Below are 18,609 nucleotides of genomic sequence, written 5' to 3'. Positions count from 1 at the left end.
TGGTGGACCGTATGCATGCCAAGGACATCCTCATCGACGCGTACGGCCGCATCCAGGAAGAGGTCCATGCCACCGTCGAGGGCCTGGACCCCGACGCCCTCCACACACGCCCCGTACCGGACGCCAACTCCATCGCCTGGCTGATCTGGCACCTCACCCGAGTCCAGGACGACCATGTGGCCGGCGTGTCCGGGCTCGACCAGGTCTGGCAGGCCCAGGGCTGGGAGAAGCGGTTCGGCCTCGACCTCCCGCGCCTCGACACCGGCTACGGGCACAGCCCCGCGAAGGTCACCAAGGTGCGGGTCGACTCCGGTGAGCTGCTGACCGGGTACTACGACGCCGTGCACGAGCAGACGCTCGGGTATCTGCGCGGCCTCGCCGCCAAGGATTTCGAGCAGGTCGTGGACGAGCGCTGGGATCCGCCGGTCACTCTGGGCGTACGCCTGATCAGCGTCCTGTCCGACGATCTCCAGCACGTCGGACAGGCCGCCTACGTCAGGGGGCTGATTCAGAGCGCCGCTTCGTAGCCCGGCAGGACGACGTCCTCGATGAGGGCCGTGCGCTCGTCGAACGGGATGAACGCGCTCTTGAGGGCGTTCACCGTGACCGTGCGCAGGTCCTCGGCCGTCCAGCCCGCCTCCTCGACCAGCAACGACATCTCCCGGGTCATCGTGGTGCCCGACACCAGACGGTTGTCCGTGTTGAGGGTGACCCGGAAGCCGAGGTCCTTCAGCGCGGTGATCGGGTGCTCGGCGATCGAGGTTGCCGCGCCGGTCTGGAGATTCGACGTCGGGCACATCTCCAGAGCGATACGACGATCGCGCACCCAGCCCGCGAGACGGCCGAGCTTGCCGGCCGCGAGGTCGGAGATGTCGTCGGTGATGCGGACGCCGTGCCCGAGGCGCTGGGCGCCGCACACCTGGAGCGCCTGGTGGATGCTGGGCAGACCGTGCGCCTCACCGGCGTGGATGGTGAACGGGAGGTTCTCGCGGCGCAGGTACTCGAACGCGGCAAGGTGGTCGGCGGGCGGGAATCCGTCCTCGGCACCCGCGATGTCGAAGCCGACCACGCCGGCGTCCCGGAAGGCCACGGCCAGGTCGGCGGTCTCCTTGGTGCGGTCGAACATCCGCATCCCGCACAGCAGGGTGCCGACCCGGACCGGTGTTCCCGCGGCGGCCGCCTTCGCCATGCCCGCCGCCAGGCCTTCCTGGACCGTCTCGACGACCTCGGGCAGGGTCAGCCCGCCCTTCAGCATCAGCTCGGGCGCGTAGCGCACCTCGCCGTAGACGACACCGTCCGCGGCGAGGTCGAGGACGTACTCCTCGGCCGTACGCAGCAGGCCCTCCCGGGTCTGCAGCACGGCGAGGGTGTGCTCGAAGGTGGCTATGTAACGCACCAGGTCACCCGAGTCGGCGGCCTCGACGTACCAGTCGGCGAGGGCGTCCGGGTCGGTGGTGGGCAGGGTGTGACCGACCGCGTCCGCGAGTTCCACCACCGTCGCGGGGCGCAGTCCGCCGTCGAGGTGGTCGTGCAGCACGGCCTTGGGCAGCCGGCGGATGGCGTCGGTGTCGATGCGGGGCGCGGTCATGTGCGTGGTGTTCTTTCTCGGGTGGGGCCAGGGGTCCTTGCACTATGAGCGCCCGATGAGGTCGCGTGGTCTGGTGCCGTGCATCGCAAGGCGCCGGAGAGCCCTCGTAGCGGAGCTACTAGGGCTTTTCGGCAACGCGGCGAGGTGCGGTGCCAGGCCGCGCGACCCGGGCGGGCATAGTGCAAGGACCCCTCAGTCGTCGGTGGGCTGGAGCAGGTCCCAGCGGTTTCCGTACAGGTCCTGGAAGACGGCGACCGTGCCGTACGGCTCGTGCCGCGGCTCCTCCAGGAAGGTCACGCCCGCGGCGAGCATCCGGGCGTGGTCGCGGGCGACGTCGTCGGTGTGCAGGAAGAAGCCGACCCGCCCGCCGGTCTGGTCCCCGACGCGGGACCGCTGGCTCTCGTCCTTGGCGCGGGCGAGCAGCAGCTCGGTGGCGCCCGGGTGAGGGCCCGGCCGTACGACGACCCAGCGGGAGCCGTCCGGACGCGGGGTGTCCTCGACGAGGTGGAAGCCGAGGGCCTCGGTGTAGAAGCGAAGCGCCTCGTCGTAGTCGTCGACGACGAGGGTGATCAGGGCGACGCGTCTCATCGGGACCTTTCGGAGCGGGTGATCGACGGGGAGGTTATACGTAAAACCTCGGGCGCGCCAGTCAGGGCTTCCGCACGAGCGGCGGTTTCGTGCTGTAGCTGGCGGCGGCGGACCGCCGGTGAGCGCCGCCGTGCCGCCCTGGGCCGTCCTAGGTCGCGGAGCCGGGGTACAGAACGGCGAACAGCGACTCGGTCTCCGCGTCGTCCGGTGTGCGCCACGGGCCCGCGACATGGCCGATCGCGCCCGGCGGGAGGGACAGCTCGCCCTCCGGAGCGGGCCGCAGGACGCGGTGCAGACGCAGGCTCGCCCCCTGCGGGAGGGACAGGTCGGTGCCCTCTTCGTCGTCGGCCACGGTGAGGGCGGCGGAGGGCAGCGGACCGTCCTGCGTGCAGGAGTGGGTGATGTCCGGGTCAGGGGCGTCGGTGAGGCTCTGGGCCTGGGCCTGGACGCCGCCCTCGACGAAGGCGAGCAACTGGGCGACCAGCACCGGGTCGTGGCAGCCGTCGTAGGCCCAGCGGGGCCCCAGCACGCCGTGTTCCATCGTGCCGACGAGGGCGTGCTCGGCCCCCTGGAGCGGGGCGCTTCGATAGGTGAGCGGTACCAGGTAGGCGGCCGGACGGGTGCCGGAGGTGTCGGTCGCCACCATGAACTCGATGCCGACCTCGCCCTGCGGATCGTCCAGTCGGAAGCCGCCCGCCTTGGACAGCCGGGGTTCGCCCGGACCACCGGCGTACCAGGGCCGGGTGGGCAGCCAGGCCGTCAGCAGTTCGAGCTTGGTCGGCTTGAGCGTGGTGCGGTGGATGACGGCCATGGAGCGGGCTCTCTTTCCGTTGGTCGGATGCGGGACATGCACTACGTGGGAAGCGAGGGCGCGTTCGGGGCGGCCTTGGCTCAATCGCCCTTCCGGTGCAGCACGTCGAGCGTGGCCGCCTCCTCGTCGGTGAGACAAAGAGCGCCCGCGGCCACGTTCTCCGCGAGGTGGTCGGGGTTGCCGGTGCCGGGGATGGCCAGGACGTGCGGGCCCTGTCGCAGGGTCCAGGCGAGCCGGACCTGGGTGGGTGTCGCGCCGTGGGCCCGCGCGACGGCGAGGACCGCGTCGTCGTGCGTGGTGGCGGCGGGCCGGGGGCCCCGGTCGCCGGCGACGGCGTAGAACGGCACGAAGGCGATGCCCTGTTCGCCGCAGATGCGCAGGAGTTCCTCGGTGGACGGGTCGTACGAGTCGAGTCCGAACTGGTTCTGCACGCACACCACGGGGGCGATGGCCTGCGCCTCGGCGAGGTGGCGGGGCTCCACGTCGGATATGCCGAGGTGCCTGATCAGGCCCTCCTCGCGCAGTTCGGCGAGGGCGCCGAAGTGTTCGGCGATGGAGTCCTGCCGCATGCGGCGGAGGTTGACGACGTCCAGGTGGTCGCGTCCGAGCTGGCGCAGGTTCTCCTCGACATGGCCGCGCAGGTCTTCGGGGCGGGCCGAAGTGGCCCACTGCCCCGAGTAGTTCCGGAACGGGCCGACCTTGGTGACGATGACCAGGTCGTCGGGGTACGGCGACAGCGCGCTGTTGATGATCTCGTTGGCCGAGCGCAGCGTGGAGAAGTAGAAGGCGGCGGTGTCGATGTGGTTCACACCGAGTTCGACCGCCTTGCGCACCACGGAGATCGACCGCTGCCGGTCGCTCGGCGCGCCCAGGTGAAAGGCGGCGCTGCCCGTCAACCGCATCGCGCCGAAGCCGACACGATTCACGGTCAGATCACCGAGCTGCCAGGTTCCCGCGGCGTCCGCCGTGATCGTTTCGGAGGTCATCGACGGATTCTGACATACGCCCGTACTACTGCCGAACATGATTCCGAATGCCCGGGCGGGGTCACAGGCGGATGACGATGAGGGCGATGTCGTCCTCGGCGCCCCCGGCGACGTCGAGGCGGTCCAGCAGCGCGTCGGCCAGCTGGTCGGGGGTGAGAGTGCTGTCCTTGGCCAGGGCTGTGGTCAGGCGGGCCAGGCTGACGTCGATGTCCTCGTCGCGGCGCTCGATGAGGCCGTCGGTGTACATCACGAGGGTGTCCCCTGGGGTGTAGGACAGGCCGGCCTGGGGGCGGGGGACGTGGTGCGGGCGGGCGCCGAGCGGCGGATCGGTCGCCTGGTCCAGCAGTTCGAAGGTGCCGTCGCCGTGGAGCAGGACGGGCGGCGGATGTCCGGCGTTGCTGTAGATGATCAGTCTGCTGCGGGTGTCGATGAGGACCTTGACCGCGGTCGCGGCCGTCGCGCCGTCCAGGGAGCGGGCGTACAGGCCGAGAACCTCCAGGGCCTGGGCGGGGCTGGGAATGGCACGGATGGCCGCGCTGAGGGCGCTGCGGAGCATCCCCATGATGGCGGCGGCTTGCAGGCCGTGGCCGACGACGTCTCCGACCGCTGCCGCGTAGCGCTCGGGTGTCAGGTCGACGACGTCGTACCAGTCACCGCACACGTTCATTGATCTGGTCGCCGGCAGGTAGCGCACGGTGATGCTGTCGGTGTGGTGGTGGAGGTCGGGGGCGATCAGCATGGCTTCCTGGAGGGCGACGGCGACCTGCCGCTCGCGGGCGTGGGCCTGGCGCAGCTGCTGGTTCAGCCGGTGCAGCTCGCGGGCCCGCGCGTACAGCTCGGCTGCCATGCCCTTCTCCCCATCAGTGAACTCCTCGGCGAGCTGTTGTGCCCGGTGTGAGTGGACGAAGGCCGTGACGTCCTCGGCTCGCTGGACGATCCATTTCACCTCGCCGTCAGGTCCCGGAATCGGGGTGTGGATGTCGGACCACCACCGCTCCTCGAACCCGCCGGGCCGGTCGAGGGCGGGGATGTCGTACCGCTGCAGCACCAAGGTGTCCGCGTTGCCGGTGTCGAGGACCCGGCGCAGTGACGCTTTCAGGTGCGCCTGTGCGTCGTCGGGGGTGCCGCTTCCCGGCAGGGCGTCGAAGAAGTACCTGCCGACCAGCTGATCTCTGGGCAGGCCGGTGGTCTGCAGGTATGCCGTGTTGATGTAGCGGATCACCAGGTCCTTGTCCATCATCAGGTACGGGCTTGGTGTGGCGTCGAAGAACGCGGTGAAATCGATGTCCGCTGTCATTCACGCGCCCTCCGTAGCGTGCGAGCGCGAATGCCTGGACTTCCAATCTACCGGTGATCCGGCGGCCGGGCGCATGACGTGTGCCGCCGAGATGAGCCCGGACACCGCCCATGGTTGATCTTCGAAGCGGCGGCAGCCTGAGGCGCGTACCCCGGGCCGGCCGCAGCCGCCCCGGGGACAAGGGCGCAGGCCGGCCGCCTGCTGCCGGCGACCGACGGCCGCCCGTGGGGTCCGCGGCTCAGCTCAGCGGCTTCTCGAGGACCGCCTTGCGGTGGCTGAACGTCTCGATGGAGTAGCGGCCGTGGTAGCTGCCCATGCCGCTCTCCCCCACCCCGCCGAAGGGCAGGTCGGAGACGGTGAGGTGGGCCAGCGGGAGGCCGTAGCCGAGTCCGCCCGAGGAGGTCTCGTCGGCGATCCGGCGCCGCGTCTGCTCTGCCTCCGTGAAGACGTACAGGGCGAGCGGCTTGTCCCGGTCGTTGATGAAGTCGATCGCCTCGGACAGGCCGGGGACCGTGACGATCGGCAGGATCGGGCCGAAGATCTCCTCCCCCATGACGGGCGACTTCGGGTCGACGTCGGCGAGGACGGTGGGCGCGATGTACTTGGCCGTACGGTCGCTGTCTCCGCCCACCACCACCCGGCCCGAGTCGAGCAGTCCGGTCAGCCGGTCGAAGTGGCGTTCGTTGACGATACGGCCGTACTCGCCGGACGCCGCCGGGTCGGTTCCGTACAGCGACTCGACGGCGCGGACCAGAGCGGGCTCGAGGGCGGCCGCGGTCTGCGGGTCGGTCAGGACGTAGTCGGGGGCCACACAGGTCTGTCCGGCGTTGAGGAACTTCCCGCGGGCCAGCCGGTCGGCGACCACGTCGAGGTCCGTGTCGCGGTCGACGAACGCCGGGGACTTGCCGCCCAGTTCCAGTGCGACCGGCGTGAGGTGCTCGGCGGCGGCGCGCATCACGACCCGGCCGACGGTGCCGTTGCCGGTGTAGAAGATGTGGTCGAAGCGCTCGGCCAGCAGGGCCGTCGTCTCGGGGATGCCACCCTCGACGACGGCGACCGCGTCGGTGTCCAGGTGGGCGGGCAGCAGCCGGGCCAGCGCGGCGGACGTGGCGGGAGCGAGCTCGCTCGGCTTGGCGACCACGGCGTTGCCCGCGGCGAGGGCGCCGACCACGGGGGCGAGCAGGAGCTGGGCCGGGTAGTTCCAGGGCGCGATGACGAGGACGACGCCGAGAGGGTCGTAGCGCGTCCAGGCGCTGGCGTCGTCACCGAGGTACGCCGGGACCGGGGCGGACTCGGGGCGCAGCCAGTCGGTGAGGTGGTCGAGGGTGTGGTCGATCTCCCGGACGGTGAAGTCGATCTCGGTGCGGTACGCCTCGGTGGCGCTCTTGCCCAGGTCGGCGTGGAGGGCGGCGGCGAGGTCGGCGCCGTTCTCCGTGAGCATCGCGCGCAGGCGGGTGAGCTGGTCAGTGCGCCAGGCGACGGGCTTGGTGCGGCCGGTGCGGAAGGTGGCGCGCAGCCGGGCCACGATGTCGGCGGGCTGCTCGGGTATGCGGTCGTTCACGGTGCCTCGCTGGGGTGCGCGGACCTGTCGTCGGCGACAGGGATCTCAACAGTCGGATGTATATGCCAACCTTTCATACGTCCCCGCACATTCCAGGGCCTGGGCACGCTTTGCGTGTGTGTCGGCTCACGATGGGCCCAGTGCGCGTCGCCGGTGCTCCAGGTAGGCGCGTTCCGCCGGGTTGTCGGCCAGCCGGGCGGCGGACTCGTACGCTCGCGCGGCCTGCACGGTACGGCCCAGGCGGCGCAGCAACTCGGCGCGGACCGCGTGGAAGACGTGATAGCCGTCGAGGTCCAGCGTGTCCACGAGATCGAGGGCCGCCCCCGCACCGACGGTCTCGGCGACGGCGACCGCCCGGTTCAGCGCCACCACCGGGCTGGGCGCGAGGGCCATGAGCTGGTCGTAGAGCTGAAGGATCTGTGCCCAGTCGGTGGCGTCGGGGCTCGCGGCGTCGCTGTGGACGGCCTGCACGGCGGCCTGGATCTGGTAGGGCCCGGGCTGGTCGCGGCGCAGGCAACGGCGGACGAGCGACTGGCCCTCGGTGATCAGTTCGCGGTCCCACAGGCCGCGGTCCTGCTCGGGCAGCGGCACGAGCCGGCCGTCCTCGTTCTGCCGGGCTGCTCGCCTGGACTCGACGAGCAGCATCAGCGCGAGCAGCCCGGTGGCCTCGGGCTCGTCCGGCATGAGTTCGCTCAGCAGCCGGCCGAGGCGGACGGCTTCCGCGCACAGCTCGGCCGAGCCGCCGTACCCCTCGTTGAAGATCAGGTAGATCACGGCGAGGACGCCCTTGAGGCGGTCCGGGAGGTCGGCGTCGCGCGGCACCCGGTAGGGGATCCGCGCGTCGCGGATCTTCGCCTTGGCCCGGACGAGCCGCTGCGCCATGGTCGGCTCGGGCACCAGGAAAGCCCGCGCGATCTGCCCGGTGGTGAGCCCGCCGAGCAGGCGCAGCGTGAGGGCGACCCGCGACTGCGGGGCGAGCGCGGGGTGGCAGCAGGTGAAGATCAGACGGAGCCGGTCGTCGCGCACGGGGCCCTCCTCGGGCGGCGGGTCGCCGGCGTACAGCAGGGCCGCCTCGGCGTGGCGTTCGTCGCGGCGTGCCTCCCGGCGCAGCCGGTCGACGGCACGGTTGCGGGCGGTGGTGATGATCCATCCGGCCGGGCTCGGCGGCACCCCGGTCTCCGGCCAGCGCCGCACGGCCGTGGTGAAGGCCTCCTGGACCGCTTCCTCGGCGAGGTCGATGTCGCCGAGGAAGCGGACCAGGACGGAGACCGCGCGGCCGTACTCCGCACGGAAGACGGCCTCGACGTCAGGGCCGGCGGGGTGCGGCATCAGCCGTCCGCCTGGTGCATGAACGGGCGCACCTCGATGGGCAGGGTGGTGGCCCAGGTCGCCCTCTTGCCCCATTCCAGGGCCGCGTCCAGGTCGGCCGCCTTGATCAGGCAGATGCCGCCCAGGTACTCCTTGCCCTCGGCATACGGCCCGTCGGTGATCAGTACGTCGCCGTCCGCGGGCCGCAGCACGGTGGCCGTCTCGGGGCCGTGCAGTCCGCCGGCGAAGACCCATGCCCCGGCCTCGCGCAGCTCCGCGTGGAAGGTGTCGAGGTTGCGGACGATCTCCGCCATGGCCTCGGGCCCGGGCGGCGTGCCCTCGGTCGGTGTGATCACGCTCAGCAGGTAGTACTGCATGACATCCTCCTTGGCGTCGTGTGGTGCTCTCACCTCCTACACGAACGCGACACCTCAGGATCGACACCGCGTGCGGTGCCATCGGAGGAATCTTTTTCCACCCCACCGGAAGAATCCTCTCCATGAACGCACCGCACCCGCTCGTCATCCGTGCCCGCAGCCTCGCTGACGGCCTCCTGGTACCCCACGCCGAACGGGTCGACCGGGAGGGTGTGCCCGCGAGCCACATCGAGGAGGTCAAACGGTCGGGTCTCCTCGGGGTGAGCGCGCCCCGGGAGTACGGCGGTGCGGCGGCGCCCGTTTCCGTGGCCCACCGGACGGCGGAGATCCTGGCCGGGGCGTGCTGCTCGACCTGGTTCGTGCAGACCCAGCACCACACGCCGGTCCAGACGCTCGCGACAAGCGAGGGCCCTGTGCGCGAGCGCCTGCTGTCCCGGCTGGCGAGCGGCGAGCTGCTGTCCGGGGTGGCGTACGCCCACCTGCGGGCCCACCCGCGCGTTCCGGTCCGGGTCGCCCGGGACCGGGGCGGCTGGCGGTTCGACGGTTCGGTGCCCTGGTACACGGGGTGGGGTCTGAACGACGTCATGCTGCTCGCCGGGGTGAGCGACACCGACGAGGCCCTGTTCGCGTTCACGGAGGCGAGGGAGCAGCCGGGACTGCGGGCATCGGAGCCGATGCGGCTTGCGGCCCTCTCCGCGTCGCGCACGGTGTCGCTGGAGCTGGACGGCCTGTGGCTGCCGGAGGAGGCGGTGGCCGTGCGTATGCCGTACGACCGCTGGGCGGCGGCGGACCGTCTCAGGACGGTGAACGCCAACCCGGCGGTCTTCGGCGTCGCGGAGGCGGCCCTGTCCCTGGTGGACGAGGAGACGGCGGTCCCGCTGCGCGCCCGGCTGAGCGAGGTGCGCGGCCGTGCCTACGCCTTGGCCGCCCACGCGGCGCCCGATGAGCGCGTCCCGGAACGCCTCGCGCTCAAGACGCAGGCGTACGAGGTGTTGCGGACGGCCACCACGGCAGCGGTGGTGAGTGTGGGAGGTCGCTCGATGCTGCTGACGAACCGGGCCCAACGCCTGGCCCGGGAGGCGCTGTTCCTGTTGGTGCAGGGTCAGACGCGGGAGTCACGCACGGCTCACCTCCACGCGCTGACCGGCTGATGCCGGCCGGCGCGGCCCCGGTTCACCGCGCGGCGGGCCCTTCCGGTTGTTCCGCCGGACCCGTTTTGACCGGGCGCTTGTGGGGTCCTTCGCCGTCTCCGTCCTGGACGGCCGGTGCCCCTTTCGTCCAGGCCTCCTCGCGCACGCTGCCCTCCATGACGGCGGCGCTCTCCGGATCGACGACCGAGTCAGTCGGTCTGCCCACCTCCGACAGCGTCATCTGTGCGCGGTCGTCCACCAGTCGGGTAACCAGGTGCTGCGCGGCGCCGAAGACCGCGGCCCAGGCGAGGATCTGCGCTCTGTTGTCCAGGTCGCTGAACCCGGGGACGAAGGCGCCCCTGATCAGCAGTACCCCGAGGAAGGCGGACAGGGCGCCGGTCGGGAATTTCAGTACCGCCGACGCCAGGGGCAGCTTGTAGGGGGCGCTGGTGCCCCGGATGTGGCGCAACGAGGCGATGACGGTGAACGCCGCGCCGGCCAGCCCGGCGATCTCGACGGTGAGGATGTCCCTCGACTGGGCGAAACTGCTGGCAACGCTGCCTGCGGGTTTGTTGCCGTACTCCTTGCTGGGGCAGACGATGTCCATGCCGCCGGCGCCGCCGGAGCCGAGCTTGGGCGCGAAGCACAGGCTGAGCGATCGGGGGAAGAACCAGCCGTAGAGGGCGAGGCCTGCCACGCCGAGCAGGACGACGAACGTGGCCGTCCAGAGGATGTTGCGCAAGCTCCGCACCCGGGCCAGTTCCGCGTCCAGCGCGGTGTACGCGCTGTCGAGTGCCCGGGCCAGCAGCTCCCGGTCGGCGCGCGTCAACTGGCCGGAGACGAGGTGACGGATCCGCAGGGCGAGCCCGACGCGCTGGGGATCGTCCTTGTCCAGATGGCGTTTGACCAACGTCATGATTTCTCCGACGCGGCCGGCGGCCTGCGCCTCGGAGGCCAGCTGGAAGAGCAGCACGTCGGCGCTGCGCAGGTTCGACCAGACGCCTTCCTCCGCGGTCGAACCCGACCACAGCCGCCGCCAGCCGAACGTCTCGTCCGCCGCCGAGGCGGCCTTGCCGAGATGGGCTGCTGTCCCGGCGAGGAGGGCCTTGCGGTCGTCCGTGAGCGGCCTGGCCTTCTCGCGGCTCAACTGGACTTCGAGATAGGCGATACGGGCTTTGGCCCGTGCCCGCCAGGGCGACCGCGGGGGCCGGGAACGCAGCCCGGCCTCGAGTCGTCGGCGTGTACGGGCCCACGTGCTTTCACGGGCAGCCACGGAAGTGGCCATTGCCAATCTCCCTTGATGCCCCGGGCGGGCTATTCACCACTCATGTGGAGAGCGGGCACATGAAGTCTCTCCCACGAAACCCGCCCCGGAATTCCGTCGGCGTCGCTGCCGGTGAAGCCCAGTTTCCGTTGGAACTTGGCATAGGACTTGCGGTCCGCCTCGCTCCACTGGAAGTCGGGCTCGTCGAGATACGCCGAGCATCCCTCCTCGACGAGGCGCCAACCCATGGCCTCGATGATCGGGCTGCTCACGGACGGCCTGAAGAAGTCCTTGCCCGGGAAGGGTTCGTCCTGGCCGCCGTTCCCTCCGTGCGGCGCAACCACACGAATCCGGTCGTTCGGGTGTATGAGGTTCTTGTTTTTTATCTGCGGATTCCACTGCAGGATCTGGGCCAGCGACACATGGTGCCTGGCCGCGATGTCGGAGAGCGTGTCGCCCTCCCTTACCACGTAGAACTCAGGTGTGCCGTTCATACGTCCATGCTAGGGACGTATCGGGAATAGTTCGACTCGGGGAAACAGTCGGATTCCCCGCGCACACAGGCCAGTTGAATATTCATTGAATTCGGCGCCGGGTGAGCCTCGGCACTCATTCAACTCGCGAAGGGCACCTGGGCCGAGGGGACGTTCCGGGTACGGAACGGATGCCGCCACACGCCTTGTGCGGCCAGCCGCGGCAACACCCCTTCGCCGAACCAGTAGGCCTCCTCGAGATGGGGATACCCGGACAGCACGAACTCCTCGATGCCGAGCGCCGCATACTCCTTGATCCGCTCGGCGACCTCCTCGTGGCTGCCCACCAGGGCGGTCCCCGCGCCCCCGCGCACCAGTCCGATACCGGCCCACAGGTTGGGGTGGATCTCCAGTCCGTCCCGGCTGCCGCCGTGCAGCGCGAGCATCCGCTGCTGCCCATGGGACTCGCTGCGCGCGAGCCCGGCCTGGACGGACTTCACGGTCTGCGCGTCGAACCCGTCGAGCAGCCGATGCGCCGTGGCCCAGGCCTCTTCGGAGGTGTCCCGGGTGATGACGTGCAGCCGGATACCGAACCGCACCGTCCGGCCTTCCTTCGCCGCGAGCCCCCTGATCCAGGCGATCTTCTCGGCGACCTGGGCCGGCGGCTCGCCCCAGGTGAGGTAGACGTCGACGTACTTCGCGGCGACCTCACCGGCGATCGGCGAGGACCCGCCGAAGTACACCTCGGGGACGGGGTCCGGCACCCGCGCCAGCTTCGCGTCCTCGACCTGCAGATGCTCACCGTGCAGGTCTACGGTCTTGCCCTCCCACAACTCCCGTACGATCTGCAGGAATTCACCGGTACGCCGGTACCGGTCGTCCTTGTCCAGGAAGTCGCCGTAGGCGCGCTGCTCGTGGCTCTCGCCGCCGGTGACGACGTTCAGCAGGAGCCGTCCGCCGGTCTGCCGCTGGAAGGTGGACGCCATCTGCGCGGCGAGCGTCGGCGAGACGAAGCCGGGCCGGAAGGCGACCAGGAACTTCAGGCGTTCGCTCTGCTGGGCGACCATCGCGGTGGTCAGCCACGCGTCCTCGCACCAGGCGCCGGTGGGCGTGAGCGCGCCCACGAAGCCCAGGTCCTCAGCGGCGCGGGCGATCTGGCTCAGGTAGGCGACCGTCGGCGGCCGGTCCCGTCCGGACTCGGTGGCCGGTGTGCCGTGGCCGCCGCCGACGACATGCCGGCTGTCGCCGTTGGTGGGCAGGAACCAGTGGAACGTGAGGGACACGGGGTCTCCGTTTCGGGGAGGGGGGAGAAGGTGAGAGGAGGCCGTGGCGGGGCGGGTGCGGGCGTCAGGCCAGTGCCGGTGCGGATGCGGGGAGTTGAGCGCTGAGCGGATGCCGAACACTCCGAACAGGACGCTCGCGACCTCCACTGCGGTCCGCGCGGCGTACGCCTTCACGGCGGTCACCGCGCGGGACGAACTCGTCGGTGAGGGCCCTGCCCACCGTCAGGGCGTCGGCGTCGTCGGCGATGACTTTCGGGGTCACGGTGTCAGCCCGCAGCGGCCAGCAGGGGGACCGGACCCAGGGCCGTCGAGAACTGGTCGAGCACCTGAGTGAGGGCCTCGGACGTGGTCGGGGCGACGGTGAGGGAGCCGTCCTCGTGTGCGGTGATGTCCTTGTCGAGGGTGAACCAGCCCTGCACGATGTGCGCCGCGCCCATGGAGCTGAGCACCGGGCGCAGGGCGTAGTCGATGGCCAGGACATGGGCGGTGGTGCCCCCGGTGGCCAGCGGTAGGACGGTCTTGCCGGCCAGGGCGTACTGCGGGAGCAGGTCGAGGAGCGCCTTGAGGACACCGGAGTAGGCCGCCTTGTAGACGGGGGTGCCGATGACGACCCCGTCGGCGCGCTCGAAGAGCTCGGTGGCCTCGACTATCGCCGGGTGCCGGAAATCGGCGCCGAGCAGCGCCTCGGCCGGGATGGTGCGGACGTCCAGCGGGATCACCTCGTGTCCCTGCCCGGCGAGGTGAGTGTCGAGGTGACGCAGCAGCTTGCCGGTTCGGGACGAGGCGGAGGGGCTGCCGGAGACGGACAGGACGGTGGCCATGGGCCCTCTTTTCGGGGAGGAGGGGCGCCTTCGCGGACGAGGTGCCCCAGAGGAAGCGGTCAGGCGTGGGGGCGGCGGACACCGGCTCGTGATGCCTCGGTGTCGGGGAGTGGGGCCTCAAGCTCGCACGAGCGGCAGCACCCGGGCGATGAGGCTGCGGGCATGCGGAACTCCTGTTACGGAATGCTGGGGGTTATTTCGAGGACGCCGAATCGAAAAGGGCACGACAGGCCTCTGAAAAGAGGGCGGCGGTCGCTGAATTCAGGCGGTGAAGGGAAGAACGCGGCCGGTTCCCGTCCCGGGTCAGGGTGACGGTGCGGGCGCGGAAGAGGGGCGGCGGCGGATCAGGCCGCGACGCAACAGGAGGCGCTGGAGACGCGCGCGAGGTCGACGTGGCGTCGCCGCGTGAGGTCCAGTCGCATGTTCATGTCGTCAATGGTCGCAGTCGGCCCGGAGAACCGTCAAGGAGAACCCGACCGGTCTCGTATCGCGGACCATTGAATTCCACGAAGGTGTGACAGGGAAACCCTGGAACGGGCCGTCGCACCCCACGAATTCTGCTGCCGTGCGTACGGAACAACTGGAATGCACGGCAACGGAGGTGCAGGGCCCCGGAGCCGGGCGGGACACTCAGCGACCGCTGAGCGCCCACCTGTTGGGCCGGACGGGTCAGTCCTCGTCGCGCGCCGGGACCACTACGAGGAACGCGTCCGACTTCAGGTCCATGACCACCTGCGCCGGTTCGCCCTCGGCGCGGCGTGCCGCCGCGTACTCCTCCGCCGGCCACGATCCGCGCGGAGCACCCGCAGGAAACCGCTCCAACACCTTCGCGCCCATAGCGGCAGCACCTCCAGCTCGCCTTTCGGCTCTCCGTATGTCAACTCTCGTACGTTCCGCCTGCCCGCGAACGGACCGGACATGTGCCGCTGCGGCAACCGGACCCGATACCTCCGCCGAATCCACCTCGAACAGCCGCATCTGGTCCGGTCCGTCCGTGGAAAGGATCAGTGAAGGAGGGCAGTGGGAGAGCCCTGAGGGGGAGCCCCAGAGGGCGACGAGATCGCGGGAGTTACCCAAACCGAGGGAACGAGGCCTGATGAGCACGGACGACTCCGGACCGGGGCTGCGCTGTCTGGTGACCGGAGCCACGGGGTACATCGGTGGGCGGCTCGTTCCGGCACTGCTCGCCGAGGGGCACCGGGTGCGCTGCCTGGCCCGCTCCCCCGGGAAACTGCGCGACCATCCGTGGGCGGACCGTGTGGAGGCGGTACGCGGTGACGTCACCGACGCCGCGTCGGTCGCGGACGCGCTGCGGGACATCGACGTCGCCTACTACCTGGTGCACGCGCTGGGCACCGGCCGCGGCTTCGAGGAGACCGACCGGGCGGCGGCACGCGTCTTCGGCGAACAGGCCCGGGCCGCCGGGGTACGGCGCATCGTCTACCTCGGTGGCCTCACGCCGGCCGGTGTGCCCGAGCGGGAGCTGTCCCCGCATCTGCGCTCCCGCGCCGAGGTGGGCCGCGTCCTGCTGGACTCGGGCGTCCCGACGACCGTGCTGCGGGCCGCCGTGGTCATCGGCTCGGGCTCGGCGTCCTTCGAGATGCTGCGTCACCTCACCGAACGGCTGCCCGTGATGGTGACGCCGAGCTGGGTGCGCACCCGGATCCAGCCGGTCGCCGTACGGGACGTGCTGCGCGCGCTGGTCGGCAGCGCGCGCATGCCGGGCGAGGTGAACCGGGCCTTCGACATCGGCGGGCCGGACATCCTGACCTACCGGGACATGATGACCAGGTACGCCTCCATCGCCGGGCTGCCGCGTCGCGTGATCGTCCCCGTACCCGTCCTCACCCCAGGCCTCTCCAGCCTCTGGGTCGGACTGGTGACCCCCGTGCCTGCGGGGATCGCGCGGCCGCTGACCGAGTCGCTGCGCCACGAAGTGGTCTGCCACGAACACGACATCGAGCGGTACGTACCCGGTCCGCCCGGGCACCCCGTCGGCTTCGACGAGGCCGTACGGCTGGCCCTGCGGCGTGTCCAAGGCGCCGAGGTGGCCACCCGGTGGTCGTCCGCGTCGGTTCCGGGCACGCCGAGCGATCCACTGCCGACGGACCCCGACTGGGCCGGCGGCAGCCTGTACACGGACCGGCGGGAACTGACCGTGGACGCCTCCCGGGACGCCCTGTGGCGGGTGATCGAGGGCATCGGCGGGGACAACGGCTGGTACTCCTTCCCGCTCGCCTGGGCGGTGCGGGGATGGCTGGACCGGCTGTTCGGCGGGGTCGGTCTGCGGCGCGGGCGTCGGGACGCGGCACGGCTGCGGGTGGGGGACTCGCTGGACTTCTGGCGGGTCGAGGAGATCGAACCCGGCCGGCTGCTGCGGCTGCGGGCGGAGATGCGGCTGCCGGGTCTGGCCTGGCTGGAGATGTACGCCGAGACCGACGACACCCCGGGCCCGGGCCGCACGCGTTACCGCCAGCGTGCCCTGTTCCATCCGCACGGCCTGCTGGGCCACCTCTACTGGTGGAGCGTCTCGCCCTTCCACTCGGTGGTGTTCGGCGGCATGGCCCGCAACATCGCGCGGGCGGCGGCCCGGGCTTCGTCGTCGGCGGAGCACGCGTCATGAACGTCTCGGTCGTCCTGTTCACCGCCGATCTGCGGCTGCACGACCATCCGCCGCTGCGGGCAGCGGGCGACGAGGGCCGACACGTGGTCCCCCTGTTCGTGCGTGACCGGGCCATGGACCGGGCCGGCTTCGCCGCCGCCAACCGGCTGGCGTTCCTGGCCGACTGCCTTCGGGACCTCGACGCCGGTCTGCGCGAGCGGGGCGGCCGGCTCGTGCTCCGTACCGGGGACGTCGTCGAGGAGGTGTGCAGAGTGGCCGTCGAGGCGGCCGCGGACGAGGTCCACATGGCGGCCGACGTCAGCGGTTACGCGCGCCGACGCGAGCAGCGGTTGCGTCTCGCGCTGGAGGCGGCGGGGCGTCGTCTGCACGTCCACGACGCCGTGACCACGGCCGTCGTACCGGGGGCGGTCGCACCGGCGTCCTCCGACCACTTCGCCGTCTTCACGCCGTACTTCCGGCATTGGTCCGGTCAGCAGCTGCGTGACACCCTCGCGGCACCCGGCGCCGTACACGTCCCGGACGGCATCGGCTCCGAGCCACTGCCCGCGCGAAGCGACGTTCCGGGGGTGTCGGAGGGGCTGGCCCGGGGTGGCGAGCGGCAGGGCAGGAAACGCCTGTCGGCATGGCTGCGCCGCGGCGTCGAACAGTACGAGGACCGGCACGACGACCTCGCCGGTGACGCCACCTCCCGGCTGTCGCCGCATCTGCACTTCGGCACCCTCTCCCCCGTCGAGCTGGTCCATCGGGTGCGTGGCGTCGAGGGCCCGGGTGCCGAGGCCTTCGTACGGCAGGTGGCCTGGCGGGACTTCCACCGTCAGGTCCTCGCCGCGCGCCCGGACACCGCCACCGTCGACTACCGCACGAAACACGACCGTTGGCGGTCCGACCGCTCGGCGCACGAGGACGTGGCGGCCTGGAAGGAGGGCCGCACCGGCTACCCGGTGATCGACGCGGCGATGCGCCAACTGCGCCACGAGGGCTGGATGCACAACCGCGCCCGGCTGCTGACCGCCTCCTTCCTCACCAAGACGCTCTACGTCGACTGGCGCGTCGGCGCCCGGCACTTCCTCGATCTGCTGGTCGACGGCGACATCGCCAACAACCAGCTCAACTGGCAGTGGGTGGCCGGCACCGGCACGGACACCCGACCCAACCGGGTCCTCAACCCCGTCACCCAGGCCAAGCGCCATGACCCCGACGGGGCGTACGTACGGCGCTGGCTGACCGAACTCGCGGGCGTGCCCGGCCCGTCGGTGCACCAGCCGTGGAAACTCTCCGGACCGGACCGGGCGGCGCTGGACTACCCGGACCCGATCATCGACCTGGCTGACGGGCTGGCCCGCTTCAGGCGGGCCCGTGGACGCGACTGAAGCCCTCAGTCGGACGCGTTTTCGACTCCCGACCAATCCGCTCGGTGTCCGGCGTCGGATTACCTCCGGTAATGCTCGCCCGCTGTAAGGACCTCGGTGAAAGAACCTGTGCACTTCGGCCGACCCGTGCCCGCCCTTCCCCTCCGCGCGGGCACGCCTCGGCCGCGCGAGCCGCTGGCGGTGACCGCGTGATCACCGCGGACCCGCACGGGCTGACCGGTGCCTACGCCCTGCACGCCCTCGACGCCCACGAACGCGAGGTGTTCGAACTGCACCTCGCCGACTGCGAGGCCTGCCACCGGCAGGTCGCCGGGTTCACCGCCACCGCGGCCCGGCTCGGCCTCGCCGCGTCCGCGCCGCCCCCGCCCGTCGTCCTGGAGGAGGTACTGCGCCGTGTCACCTCGGTGCGACAGGAGGCGGCCGGGCACGCGGCCGGAGAAGGGGACGCCGAGCACTCTCTCCCCTGACCTCTACACATAAGGACCAAATAAGCGCAGAATGGGATGACGCGGCGTTTACCGCATACCGCACCAGACGCGGTCAGGCCAGCAAGTCAAAGGAGACGAGTCATGGCCAACGTCTCGCACCCCAGGGGTGACATCACCACCCATCCTGATGCTTCGGAGATGCGGGAGCGGTACGCCCGCATGCTCGGCGGTCGCGATGTGGCTCTCGTGGACGGACCGGTGTTCCTGCTCGGTCTGTACTGTGCCGTGTCCCCCTGGATACTCCACTACACGACGAGCCAGCCCGACCTCGTGACCCACAACCTGATCGTCGGCATCGCCATCGGTCTGCTGGCCCTCGGCTTCACCCGGGCCCCGGAGCGCATGTACGGCCTGAGCTGGGCCATGTGCGCACTGGGCGTGTGGATGATCGTCTCGCCGTGGATCGTCGGCGACAACCCGGACGCCGGGGTCATCTGGAACAACGTCGTCATCGGCGCCCTCGCCGTGGTGCTGGGGCTGATGTGCATCGCCACGACGACGAGGAGCACCCCGCGGCCGTAGACCCCCTCGGGTCGGCCTTTCTGCGGCTGTCCTCGCGCGTGGGGGCGGGGCCCCTCGCGCGAGCCGGGGAGGGCGGGGCCGCCCGGGGGGCGGGGGGGGGGCGGCGGGGCACGACCGGG

The 18,609-nt window shown here is 71.0% G+C and carries 19 protein-coding genes and 3 pseudogenes; 6 read left to right on the top strand and 16 right to left on the bottom strand.

Annotated features, from left to right (window positions below):
* Positions 1-11 precede the first annotated feature (11 nt).
* The gene (locus ABZ027_RS38955) at positions 12-527 is read left to right on the top strand and encodes a DUF664 domain-containing protein (RefSeq protein ID WP_356777077.1); all 516 of its coding nucleotides are present in this window, start codon (positions 12-14) and stop codon (positions 525-527) included.
* On the opposite strand, the gene ABZ027_RS38950 is transcribed toward ABZ027_RS38955, so the two are convergent.
* The 8 genes from ABZ027_RS38950 to ABZ027_RS38915 all read right to left on the bottom strand — a co-directional run bounded on the left by ABZ027_RS38950 (position 509) and on the right by ABZ027_RS38915 (position 8,516).
* Positions 509-1,588, bottom strand: coding sequence for an adenosine deaminase (locus ABZ027_RS38950; RefSeq protein ID WP_356777034.1), 1,080 nt, complete (start codon positions 1,586-1,588; stop codon positions 509-511). The genes ABZ027_RS38955 and ABZ027_RS38950 overlap by 19 nt on opposite strands.
* A 192-nt stretch (positions 1,589-1,780) precedes the next feature.
* Positions 1,781-2,176, bottom strand: coding sequence for a VOC family protein (locus tag ABZ027_RS38945; RefSeq protein ID WP_356777032.1), 396 nt, complete (start codon positions 2,174-2,176; stop codon positions 1,781-1,783).
* Between the two features lie 148 nt (positions 2,177-2,324).
* A complete protein-coding gene (locus ABZ027_RS38940) occupies positions 2,325-2,987 on the bottom strand; it encodes a 1,4-alpha-glucan branching protein (protein ID WP_356777030.1) in 663 nt (220 codons plus the stop codon).
* Between the two features lie 80 nt (positions 2,988-3,067).
* A complete protein-coding gene (locus tag ABZ027_RS38935) occupies positions 3,068-3,973 on the bottom strand; it encodes an oxidoreductase (protein ID WP_356777028.1) in 906 nt (301 codons plus the stop codon).
* Between the two features lie 61 nt (positions 3,974-4,034).
* Positions 4,035-5,270: a SpoIIE family protein phosphatase gene (locus ABZ027_RS38930; RefSeq protein ID WP_356777026.1), complete on the bottom strand. Its 1,236-nt coding sequence runs from the start codon at positions 5,268-5,270 to the stop codon at positions 4,035-4,037.
* 238 nt (positions 5,271-5,508) lie between these two features.
* A complete protein-coding gene (locus tag ABZ027_RS38925; RefSeq protein ID WP_356777024.1) occupies positions 5,509-6,831 on the bottom strand; it encodes an aldehyde dehydrogenase family protein in 1,323 nt (440 codons plus the stop codon).
* Positions 6,832-6,957: 126 nt separating this feature from the next.
* On the bottom strand, positions 6,958-8,160 hold the full coding sequence (locus ABZ027_RS38920; protein ID WP_356777022.1) for a sigma-70 family RNA polymerase sigma factor: 1,203 nt from the start codon (positions 8,158-8,160) through the stop codon (positions 6,958-6,960).
* On the bottom strand, positions 8,160-8,516 hold the full coding sequence (locus ABZ027_RS38915) for a YciI family protein (RefSeq protein ID WP_356777020.1): 357 nt from the start codon (positions 8,514-8,516) through the stop codon (positions 8,160-8,162). The genes ABZ027_RS38920 and ABZ027_RS38915 overlap by 1 nt, the downstream gene beginning before the upstream one ends.
* A gap of 122 nt (positions 8,517-8,638) precedes the next feature.
* Here ABZ027_RS38915 and ABZ027_RS38910 point away from each other — a divergent pair, with 122 nt between their 5' ends.
* Positions 8,639-9,667, top strand: coding sequence for an acyl-CoA dehydrogenase family protein (locus tag ABZ027_RS38910; RefSeq protein ID WP_356777018.1), 1,029 nt, complete (start codon positions 8,639-8,641; stop codon positions 9,665-9,667).
* Between the two features lie 22 nt (positions 9,668-9,689).
* On the opposite strand, the gene ABZ027_RS38905 is transcribed toward ABZ027_RS38910, so the two are convergent.
* The 8 genes and pseudogenes from ABZ027_RS38905 to ABZ027_RS38870 all read right to left on the bottom strand — a co-directional run bounded on the left by ABZ027_RS38905 (position 9,690) and on the right by ABZ027_RS38870 (position 14,324).
* On the bottom strand, positions 9,690-10,931 hold the full coding sequence (locus ABZ027_RS38905; protein WP_356777016.1) for a hypothetical protein: 1,242 nt from the start codon (positions 10,929-10,931) through the stop codon (positions 9,690-9,692).
* Between the two features lie 29 nt (positions 10,932-10,960).
* Positions 10,961-11,218: pseudogene (locus tag ABZ027_RS38900) on the bottom strand (peptidoglycan-binding protein); the annotation flags it as partial.
* Between the two features lie 45 nt (positions 11,219-11,263).
* Positions 11,264-11,404, bottom strand: a pseudogene (locus ABZ027_RS38895) (LysM domain-containing protein); the annotation flags it as partial.
* A gap of 119 nt (positions 11,405-11,523) precedes the next feature.
* Positions 11,524-12,666, bottom strand: a complete 1,143-nt coding sequence (locus tag ABZ027_RS38890) for an LLM class flavin-dependent oxidoreductase (protein WP_356777014.1) — start codon at positions 12,664-12,666, stop codon at positions 11,524-11,526.
* Between the two features lie 64 nt (positions 12,667-12,730).
* Positions 12,731-12,928, bottom strand: coding sequence for a hypothetical protein (locus tag ABZ027_RS38885; RefSeq protein WP_356777012.1), 198 nt, complete (start codon positions 12,926-12,928; stop codon positions 12,731-12,733).
* A 4-nt stretch (positions 12,929-12,932) separates the two neighbouring features.
* Positions 12,933-13,487: an NADPH-dependent FMN reductase gene (gene ssuE, locus ABZ027_RS38880; RefSeq protein WP_356777010.1), complete on the bottom strand. Its 555-nt coding sequence runs from the start codon at positions 13,485-13,487 to the stop codon at positions 12,933-12,935.
* A 344-nt stretch (positions 13,488-13,831) separates the two neighbouring features.
* Entirely contained in the window at positions 13,832-13,909 is a 78-nt protein-coding gene (locus tag ABZ027_RS38875; RefSeq protein ID WP_356777075.1) for a putative leader peptide, read from the bottom strand.
* 247 nt (positions 13,910-14,156) lie between these two features.
* Positions 14,157-14,324 (bottom strand): hypothetical protein, encoded by a 168-nt coding sequence (locus ABZ027_RS38870; RefSeq protein ID WP_356777008.1) that lies wholly within the window; start codon positions 14,322-14,324, stop codon positions 14,157-14,159.
* Between the two features lie 259 nt (positions 14,325-14,583).
* On the opposite strand from ABZ027_RS38870, the gene ABZ027_RS38865 reads away from it, so the two are divergent.
* From ABZ027_RS38865 to ABZ027_RS38850, 4 genes and pseudogenes are all read left to right on the top strand, one after another.
* Positions 14,584-16,110, top strand: a complete 1,527-nt coding sequence (locus tag ABZ027_RS38865; RefSeq protein WP_356777006.1) for an SDR family oxidoreductase — start codon at positions 14,584-14,586, stop codon at positions 16,108-16,110.
* Positions 16,107-17,480: a deoxyribodipyrimidine photo-lyase gene (locus ABZ027_RS38860; protein WP_356777004.1), complete on the top strand. Its 1,374-nt coding sequence runs from the start codon at positions 16,107-16,109 to the stop codon at positions 17,478-17,480. Before ABZ027_RS38865 ends, ABZ027_RS38860 begins: the two co-directional genes overlap by 4 nt.
* A 188-nt stretch (positions 17,481-17,668) precedes the next feature.
* A pseudogene (locus ABZ027_RS38855) lies at positions 17,669-17,896 on the top strand (zf-HC2 domain-containing protein); the annotation flags it as partial.
* A gap of 153 nt (positions 17,897-18,049) precedes the next feature.
* Positions 18,050-18,490, top strand: a complete 441-nt coding sequence (locus ABZ027_RS38850) for an SPW repeat protein (protein ID WP_356777002.1) — start codon at positions 18,050-18,052, stop codon at positions 18,488-18,490.
* The last annotated feature ends 119 nt before the right edge of the window (positions 18,491-18,609 follow it).

This window comes from Streptomyces sp. NPDC006332 (assembly GCF_040612855.1).
Taxonomy (GTDB): domain Bacteria; phylum Actinomycetota; class Actinomycetes; order Streptomycetales; family Streptomycetaceae; genus Streptomyces.
The sequence above is the reverse complement of the archived record's forward strand: the minus strand, read 5'-3'. Positions and strand labels throughout refer to the sequence as shown.

Excerpts from the sequence above, each read along its gene's own strand:
- ABZ027_RS38955 (WP_356777077.1), top strand. The coding sequence starts at position 12 with ATGCATGCCAAGGACATCCTCATCGACGCGTACGGCCGCATCCAGGAA.
- ABZ027_RS38950 (WP_356777034.1), bottom strand. The coding sequence starts at position 1,588 with ATGACCGCGCCCCGCATCGACACCGACGCCATCCGCCGGCTGCCCAAG.
- ABZ027_RS38945 (WP_356777032.1), bottom strand. The coding sequence starts at position 2,176 with ATGAGACGCGTCGCCCTGATCACCCTCGTCGTCGACGACTACGACGAG.
- ABZ027_RS38940 (WP_356777030.1), bottom strand. The coding sequence starts at position 2,987 with ATGGCCGTCATCCACCGCACCACGCTCAAGCCGACCAAGCTCGAACTG.
- ABZ027_RS38935 (WP_356777028.1), bottom strand. The coding sequence starts at position 3,973 with ATGACCTCCGAAACGATCACGGCGGACGCCGCGGGAACCTGGCAGCTC.
- ABZ027_RS38930 (WP_356777026.1), bottom strand. The coding sequence starts at position 5,270 with ATGACAGCGGACATCGATTTCACCGCGTTCTTCGACGCCACACCAAGC.
- ABZ027_RS38920 (WP_356777022.1), bottom strand. The coding sequence starts at position 8,160 with ATGCCGCACCCCGCCGGCCCTGACGTCGAGGCCGTCTTCCGTGCGGAG.
- ABZ027_RS38915 (WP_356777020.1), bottom strand. The coding sequence starts at position 8,516 with ATGCAGTACTACCTGCTGAGCGTGATCACACCGACCGAGGGCACGCCG.
- ABZ027_RS38910 (WP_356777018.1), top strand. The coding sequence starts at position 8,639 with ATGAACGCACCGCACCCGCTCGTCATCCGTGCCCGCAGCCTCGCTGAC.
- ABZ027_RS38905 (WP_356777016.1), bottom strand. The coding sequence starts at position 10,931 with ATGGCCACTTCCGTGGCTGCCCGTGAAAGCACGTGGGCCCGTACACGC.
- ssuE (WP_356777010.1), bottom strand. The coding sequence starts at position 13,487 with ATGGCCACCGTCCTGTCCGTCTCCGGCAGCCCCTCCGCCTCGTCCCGA.
- ABZ027_RS38875 (WP_356777075.1), bottom strand. The coding sequence starts at position 13,909 with ATGCGACTGGACCTCACGCGGCGACGCCACGTCGACCTCGCGCGCGTC.
- ABZ027_RS38870 (WP_356777008.1), bottom strand. The coding sequence starts at position 14,324 with ATGGGCGCGAAGGTGTTGGAGCGGTTTCCTGCGGGTGCTCCGCGCGGA.
- ABZ027_RS38865 (WP_356777006.1), top strand. The coding sequence starts at position 14,584 with ATGAGCACGGACGACTCCGGACCGGGGCTGCGCTGTCTGGTGACCGGA.
- ABZ027_RS38860 (WP_356777004.1), top strand. The coding sequence starts at position 16,107 with ATGAACGTCTCGGTCGTCCTGTTCACCGCCGATCTGCGGCTGCACGAC.
- ABZ027_RS38850 (WP_356777002.1), top strand. The coding sequence starts at position 18,050 with ATGGCCAACGTCTCGCACCCCAGGGGTGACATCACCACCCATCCTGAT.